Source organism: Pseudomonas agronomica (genome assembly GCF_025917275.1).
GTDB classification, from domain to species: domain Bacteria; phylum Pseudomonadota; class Gammaproteobacteria; order Pseudomonadales; family Pseudomonadaceae; genus Aquipseudomonas; species Aquipseudomonas agronomica.
The window spans coordinates 1-7651 of record NZ_JAOSHO010000242.1 but is presented as its reverse complement, the minus strand read 5'-3'; the positions used below and the strand labels follow the sequence as shown (position 1 = coordinate 7651).

Here is a 7651-nt window from a genome sequence, read left to right as displayed (position 1 = left end):
GTCCCCCAGGCCCTGCTCCTGGATCTCGAACTGCTGGGCGATCACTTGCTGCACCTGCTCGGGATCGCCGTCGATCCATTGCAAGTCCGGCCGCGCCGCCTGGTACAGGCCCTGCAGGAACGGACCATCGCTGACCCGCGATGGACGCACCACCAATCCTTCTGCCGCCACTGAGTCCATGCTCGCTCCCTGGATTTAGAACCCGCTTTCCCTGACGCCCAACGCCGCCAACCGACGCCAGGCCGCGCCCAATACCGACTCACCCTTGCCCTGCAGCACCGCCACGCCACGCAGCGGCTGTACGGGGGCGGATGTGTCGTCCACCGCACTCAGCCGCACGCCGTATTGCGCCTGCACCGGCTCGGCCCGTTGCTGCGAATCGCGGCGCACCGCAATCGGCCCATGGTGGTCGGAGGTCAACGCCTGTTGATCGACCCAGGCCACGCCATTGGTGTCGATTTCGTTCAGTTGGACGGCAATCGAAGTGTGCATCGGGTCGTCCGCGATAAACCGTCCGGTGGCGCCGGGCGCGACTCGCCAGAGTTCGGCTTCGGTGAGGTAGCCGCGCAAGCGGGAGTCAGCTTGCACCACCCGCGCCAGCGGCTGCGTGGGCGACAACCAGCGTCCCACCGTCAGGTCCGCCAGCAGGTCGCGTACCTGTCCGGCGTGGGGCGCACGCAACAGCAGGCGTTCACGCTGGGCAACCAGGCCTCGATAGTCGGCCACGGCTTCAGCCAGTTGCTGCTCGATGATGCCGGCATCGGCGGCGGTTTCACTGCGGCCGGCCTGACGGCGCATCTGCAATTGCTGGATCTCGATTTCCCGACGGACAATCGCCAGGCGCGACGCCATGTCCGGCGACTCCAACTCGATCAATACGTCGCCCTGGGCCACGACCTGGCCGTCACGCACATTCACCTGCTTGACCCGCGCCGCCACCGGCGCATGCAAGGCGCTGGCGCGACCGGCCTCAAGCATCGCCGGCACTTCCACGGCACTGCGCCACGGCAGCAGCAGTCCCAATAACACGACCAGCAGCACCAGACCGGTCAGCAACACGCGCGGGCCATGAGCCTGCTCGCGGCGGCTCCACCATTGCCGTCCTTCATTCACGATGGGCATAAAAATGAACCAGACCAATTCCACCAACATCAAGAAGATGCCCAGCACCTTGAAAAACAGGTGATAGACCGCCAGGGCGATACCGAAGAACAACGCCGCACGCCACAGCCAGGAACCATAGCCCCACACCAGCAAGCGTCGACGCATTTTCGGTGACCAGGGTTCCGGGGCGGCAGCGCCATAACCGAACAAGGCTTCGCGCAAGCGCCAGCGACACAGGGCAAATGCACGGCCCTGGAGGTTATCCACCGCCCACAAGTCGCTGAGCAGGAAGTAGCCGTCGAAGCGCATGAAGGGGTTCAGGTTGATGAGCAGCGTGGTTATCCACGTGGCGCTGGCCAACATGAACGACGCCGTGCGCGCCGGGCCGTCGGGCAACAGAGACCAGGCCAGCAATGCGATGCAGGCCAGCAGCAACTCCGCCAGCACGCCGCCCGCGCCAATCAGCAATCGGGCTCGACGGTCATTGACCCGCCAGGCGTCGCTGACGTCGGTATAGAACATCGGCAGCAGCACCATGAACGCCACGCCCATGCTTTGCACACGGCAGCCGGCACGCTTGGCCATGAACGCATGGCCGAATTCGTGGCACAGCTTGGCAAAGAACAAGGCCACCCCGAACGCCAGCGCACCGCCGAGGCTGAACAGGTGCGGAAACGTCGCCAGGAACCGCTGCCAGTCCCTGGACACCAGGAAAATACCCAGGCCCAGGGTCAGCGGTAGTCCATAGCGCAGGATGCCGGGACCGAACCGCGCCAGAAAAGGCCAGGCACGGTTGAGGAACGCATCCGGACGCCATAGCGGTATGCGGAAAAACAGGTATTGATGCAGCAGGATTTGCCACAGGCTCTGGCGCTGGGAAGCGGTCTTGTATTGATAGCTGTCGCGTTGCTGCGGGTCCATCGCGCTGATCAGGTCATGGCCGCGCAAAAAGCCCAGCAATTGCTCCAGTGATTCGCCATTGAGCGGCAGGCCCGGCTCGCAATTCGCCGCTCGCAGTACCTGCTCCGGATCGCCCAGGGACCAGTGCCGCAACATGCGCATCGCCGCCGCGCCCAGCTTGAAATAGCGTCCGCGGACCGGATCGGCCAGGGTCCATTGCGGCGAGCCGTCGGGGTCGGGGGCGGCGGCAGACAATTGCAGGTCCGACCGCAGGCTCGGCAGGTTCACGCTACAGGCCTACGCTCTGTCGCAGGCCTGCGAGCGGCCGGCGCAACAGATACAACGCCAACGGCGCGCGATCGCCGAAGATTTTCGCGGTGCCCCGCAGGCCGATGCGCGGCGCCGTGGCATCGAAACGTGCGTCCAACCGATAGGCCAACTGCCCGGCGGCGGTGGGTTGCGCTTCGTAGGCCGAACGCTCAAGCCGGGCCAGGTGTCGCTGCAACGGATCGCTGTCGAGAAACAACGCCACTTGCGCGCCTGGCTCCAACGCAATCGCGTCGCCCACCGCCAGTTCAATGCGCAGCTCGGCCTGGTTCGGATCGGCGATTTCCATCAGGCGTTCGCCGGTCTGCACGGGTTTGCCGAGCCAGCGCTCGGCATCGGCGAATACCGCAATGCCGTCACGTTCGGCACGGACTTCGCTGCGCTTGAGCAGCTCGATGGCGTAGTTGCGCTCGGCACGCTTCTGCTCGACGCGAGCCGCCAGCAGGTCGATCTTCGAGCTGGACTCAGCATCGGCAAACGAGCGCTGGGAGTTGGCCTTGAGTTCCGCCTCGGCCACACCCAATGCCCGCTCGGCCACATCGGCCTGGGCCTTGAGGGTGGTGCTTTCGAAACGCAGCAACAGGTCGCCGTTCTTCACGGCCTGGTTGGGCTTGACCAGGAATTCGGCGATCACGCCGTCCAACGGCGCCGCCACCACCTGCCCGCCCAGCGGCACCACTTCGGCCGGGGCCAACACGGATTGGCGCACCGGGATCAGCAACCCCAGCAGCAACACCGCCACCAGTGCGACCTGGCGCTTGCGCGTCCAACGCAGGCGCCACGGCTTGCGCGGTTGCAGCGCCAGCCACGCATGGCTGTAGGTGTCGCCGAGTTGCGACAGCAGCACTTGCTCCGGCGGCGTCCACAGCAGGTCGCGGGCCAGCCACAAGCCGCCAAACACCTGGCCCTGATGGTCGACCAAGGGCAGCCAGAACACATGCCCGGCCGACAGGCTTCGCCAATCCGCCAGGACCGATTCACCTACTTCATCAGGGGCGATGACCCGCGCCTTGTCCAGCGCTCCCTGCTTGAACAACTGCGTGACGGCTTGCTCGACAAATGCCACGAACGGCGCGTTCGGCTCAACAGCGCTGACACCGGTCACGGCCTGGACCTTGCCAGCGATCAACAACGCGGCATGACGAAAGCCGAACAACGCCTGGCCGTCGTTGACCAGGCTGTAGCTCAACTGCTCCGGTGTACGTGCAGCCCTTGTCTGGCGTTCCAGATCGAGGAAACGGGCGAACACCTGCTCGGCGCTGCCCGTCACTGGCGCGTTCACTTCGACTCCGAGAAACGCGCCGTACCACTCATGCCAGACAACAGACCGCTGGCATCCGGCACGCTCGCCACCAGCAGCAGGGTCTGGCTGCCCTCGTCGATACGCGCGCCCAGGCGCTTGACCGTCGCTTGCAACGGCTTACCGGTTTCATCGGGAACGAAGCTGAACGACTGGCCGGGCTTGAGCTTGCCCATCCAGCGCGAGGGAACCAACAGATGGATTTCCAGCGTGCGATTGTCCACGACATCCAGCAGCGGTGCGCCAGCCGCGACGCTCTCATAACGCTGGACCTTGCGCGCCACCACCTGCCCGTCGAACGGTGCGATGACACTGCAGCGCTTGACCTGCACCTGATAGACCTGGGATTGCGCCTGCGCCTCACTGAGCCGGGCCTCGGCCCGCGACACCTCGAAACGCCCGACGGATTTCAACTCCGCCAGTTGCCGATTATGGGCCAGTTCTTCACCGGCGCCACGGCTGGCCGCCTGGGCCGCATTGAGCTGGGCCTGATAGGCCGAGCAATCGAAACGCGCCAGGGTGTCGCCCTTCTTGAACGACTCGCCCTCACTGAACGGCAATTCGACAATCCGACCGGCCAACTCGCTGGCCAGCACCGCCTGGTCCCGCGCCCGAAGCACCCCTCGCGCCTCGTTGCCCGACGCGCTGGCCGATCCGTTGCTCTCCAGCAACGGATCGTCGGAAACCGGCGTCTGCGCCTGCACCCCGCACGTTATAAAGGTCAATCCCGCAACCCAACTGCATAAACGTCGCATGACCGTTACTCCCTGACGGATGGTCGGAGTCTACGACAGCGGTGGGGGGCGTCAAGGGGAGCGCGTGGGCGGAGGGAAATTTTTTGTTTCAAAAAGATCAGAGAACGACCCAAAAAACTAACGGATTTTACTGAGGTATAACGGTACTAAATCCCACACGCATTTCGGAGAGCCCGTTCGTTCGAAACAGCAGCGGGCTATGGATTATTTATGCCACATAATGACCACAATTTTTTTGGATGGAACCTGTAATAATCGCTGGCAAACTGAGCGATAAATCCCTTGACCCTTTTGGGGCCAGATGCACAAAACTCATCTTGCCGGTGCTAGGGCCCATCCATCCGCGGTTGACGTAGAGTCATCCCAGGCTTAGGATTTGTTCACTGCTCAACCCCGTACGCAGGGATTAAATTCTCTGGCCGTTGGGGTGAAAACACCGGCTTCGGCCGGTTTTTTCGTTTCTGGGGATTGAGTTTGTGCGTACTGCTTTTTTCGTTGATGGATATAACGTCTTTTATGGACTACTCGCCGGTACGCCCTATAAATGGCTAAACCTGACACGTCTGTTAACGCATATCGCCCACGTCGAAAATCCTCAAAGCTCACTGGCGTCCGTTGATTACTTCACGTCCTCTGTGAAACCTGAACTGGCGACCCGGGGAATCATTTCCAAAGAGGCCCAAGATTCCTACGTACGCGCGTTGAAGGCCAACAAAGTTGCCGTGCATTATGGTCGTCATCAGCTAGAGCGTGCCAATGCCCCGCGCTTTGTCAGCAAAAAAATCGGCGCTTCACGCCAAGATACTGTGGCTATCTGGAAGCTGGAGGAAAAGGAGACGGACGTTCACATTGCGATCAGTATGTATCGCACGGCGTCAAAACAAGAAAACGTGCCGCCGGAGAGTCGTATCGAACAACTCGTACTGGTCTCTGGGGATACCGATATGGCCCCAGCCTTAAGAGCCATTCGAGAGGATTTCCCTGACCTGAAAATTGGTGTGGTACTCCCCTACCGTACCGGATCCAAACGCCTGGCGCCCGGCTCGCTTAAAGAACACGCAGATTGGATGCGTCGAGTCGTCACTTGCGAAGAGCTTGAATCCCACCAGTTCCCCCGCCGAGTACCCACCCACAAAGCCCCTGCCATCAAGCCGGATTACTGGTAACAGCCAACCTCAACTCCCCATCGCAATACACCACCTCACGCCCCAACCACCCCACATCCACCTGAGGCAATACCGCCGAAGGCTTGCGCAGTTCACGCAGCAGCGTCGAGCCATGGGACAGGCGTCCGCCCATGCGCGCGATCACGGCGCGGGCGCTTTGGTAGTGGGCGTGGCGGCCGGGGTCCAGGGTGTCTTCCAGCAGGATGTCCTCGCCGAGGATGCCTTGGGCCTGGCCCGGGTAGATCAGGAATCCGCTCGCCTGTTCGGTGCCTTCGCGACCGTCCTGCCAGAAGCTGCCGTCGCGGCTGCGGATCTCCGGGTGCGGTGCGAACCAATGCGCACGGTCGGCGCTCGGCATGGCGTGGTGCAGGCGGAAAAAGATCCGCATCAGGTTATCTCGATACCATTCACGCACCTGTAAATAATAGCCGCGCAACCCCGGCAGGCCGGCGCCATGAACCAGGCGAATCGCCAACGGCCATTGAGGAAAGGCCTGCAATGGCAGCGCGGTCGGCGCCGGGCGCGGTGTGGCCGGGTCGGTCTCCCACGGCAGCCGATGAGGGCTGTGTTCGAGATCGTCATAGGCGGTCGGCGGTCGTCCCAGCCAGTCCCCGCCGCTGCTGGCCAAGGCGCTGGCAATGCACAGGTTGCCTTGCACCACGAACACGTAGAAGCGGGTAAACCAGTCGGCCAATTGCTGGCCGTTGGCGCCTTGTCCGGTCAGCTCGTGCAGCTCTCGATCAAAACGTCGCAGGCCGTTTTCCAGCGTCAGCAGATGCCCCCGGGCGATGCGTTGCATGCGCAGGAACAACGGCAGCGAACGCAGCAGGCGCAGTGGCCGCCAGGGCAGGTGCGGTGTCGCGCCGCCGACCTCGCCGGCATAGCTGCTGGCGCTGACGCCCCAGTCAGCCAGCCGGGCGAGAAACAAATCATTATTGATGTACGAAGCGCCGCCAAACACCGCCGTGAAGGGCTCGTTGTCCTGCAGCACCCGCGGATCCCAACGCGCCATGATCGCCGGGATGCTAGCTGCCGTGCGGCGCTGGGCGTATTCCACCAGGACGCTGGGTCGGGGCGGCAGTATCTCGGCGATGTTGGCTGCGGTCAGGTGACGACGCCAGCCGTAGTCGCTGATCGGGCGATATTGCAACAGCCACAGCTGGGTGCCGTCCCAGGCCCATTCAACATCACCGGGCACGTAATGAAAGACCCGCAGCACGCCTTGCAGAAAGCGCCACAGCGCTTCGGCGGTCAGGCCATAGGCAGGCCTGAAGGTGCCGCTGCTCCATGACTCGCCGAGGCGGGACATCACCGCGCGCTCAGGGCTCACTTGACCATCGGCCAACGACTCCAGATGCCCCTCGACCCACTCCAATTCGACGGACAGGTGACGCACGAACGCGATCCCGGACAACCGTGGCGTGATGAAACGCTGCACCACCACTTCCTCGACACCCGCCGCGCTCAACTCGGCAATGCGCGCCGGCACGTTGCACCTCGGTTCGCGCAGGAACGTGGTGCTCAAGCCAGCATTCGCCGCATCGGCCTGATCCTCGCCGTAGCTGGAAGAACGCACCGCCCAGGTAGCGTCCGGCTGGTCTTTCAGAAAGCCTGGCAGGCGTGGGTCATCGCAATGGTTGAGCGACAGCGCCGCCGGCACCGGCTGCCCAGTCAGCGCCGCGAGACGCAAGCGGCCGCCCTTGGTATGCGCTACAAAACCACGCTCGCCGGACTCCAGCCACGTCGCGAATTCAGCCGGTGAATCAATCCATGGATAGTGGCCCCAGCCGGGCTTCAGGCTGATGGTCAAATCGGCGCGGGCAAGGATGGCCGACCAGGCCGCCGCTTGGGCGACGCCCAACACCTTGTCTTGATCACCCCAGACCAGCTCCACCGGATCCGTGATCCATTCCAGCAGCGGCAACGCGGTGTCGGCGCGCACCAGGTCCCAATGCGGCACAAAGGCCCGGCAGCGGGCATAGCCGGCGCCCATGCGCTGGTACTGCTCGGGCGCCCAGGCCTGGCTGGAAAACTTTTGGGCAAACAACGTCGGCTTGTTCGCCAGCAGCCAGTGGATGGTCTTGCGAATCGGCAACGGC

The 7651-nt window shown here is 63.3% G+C and carries 5 protein-coding genes and 1 pseudogene; 1 reads left to right on the top strand and 5 read right to left on the bottom strand.

Annotation, left to right across the window (positions count from 1 at the left end; translation table 11 throughout):
* The 4 genes and pseudogenes from OC610_RS16955 to OC610_RS16940 form a co-directional block, all read right to left on the bottom strand.
* Positions 1 to 180 (bottom strand): annotated as a pseudogene (locus OC610_RS16955) (GNAT family N-acetyltransferase); the annotation flags it as partial.
* Positions 181 to 195: 15 nt separating this feature from the next.
* Complete coding sequence (locus OC610_RS16950) at positions 196 to 2292, bottom strand: HlyD family efflux transporter periplasmic adaptor subunit (protein ID WP_264429224.1); 2097 nt, start codon at positions 2290 to 2292, stop codon at positions 196 to 198.
* Between the two features lies 1 nt (position 2293).
* Positions 2294 to 3613 (bottom strand): efflux RND transporter periplasmic adaptor subunit, encoded by a 1320-nt coding sequence (locus OC610_RS16945; RefSeq protein ID WP_264429222.1) that lies wholly within the window; start codon positions 3611 to 3613, stop codon positions 2294 to 2296.
* Entirely contained in the window at positions 3610 to 4386 is a 777-nt protein-coding gene (locus tag OC610_RS16940; protein ID WP_264429220.1) for an efflux RND transporter periplasmic adaptor subunit, read from the bottom strand. Before OC610_RS16940 ends, OC610_RS16945 begins: the two co-directional genes overlap by 4 nt.
* 476 nt (positions 4387 to 4862) lie before the next feature.
* Here OC610_RS16940 and OC610_RS16935 point away from each other — a divergent pair, with 476 nt between their 5' ends.
* Positions 4863 to 5552, top strand: a complete 690-nt coding sequence (locus OC610_RS16935; protein ID WP_264429218.1) for an NYN domain-containing protein — start codon at positions 4863 to 4865, stop codon at positions 5550 to 5552.
* Here the strand turns inward: OC610_RS16935 and OC610_RS16930 are convergent.
* Positions 5533 to 7651: alpha/beta hydrolase (locus OC610_RS16930; protein ID WP_264429216.1), on the bottom strand; the 2119-nt coding region annotated here is incomplete at its 5' end. The two genes, OC610_RS16935 and OC610_RS16930, sit on opposite strands and share 20 nt — an antisense overlap.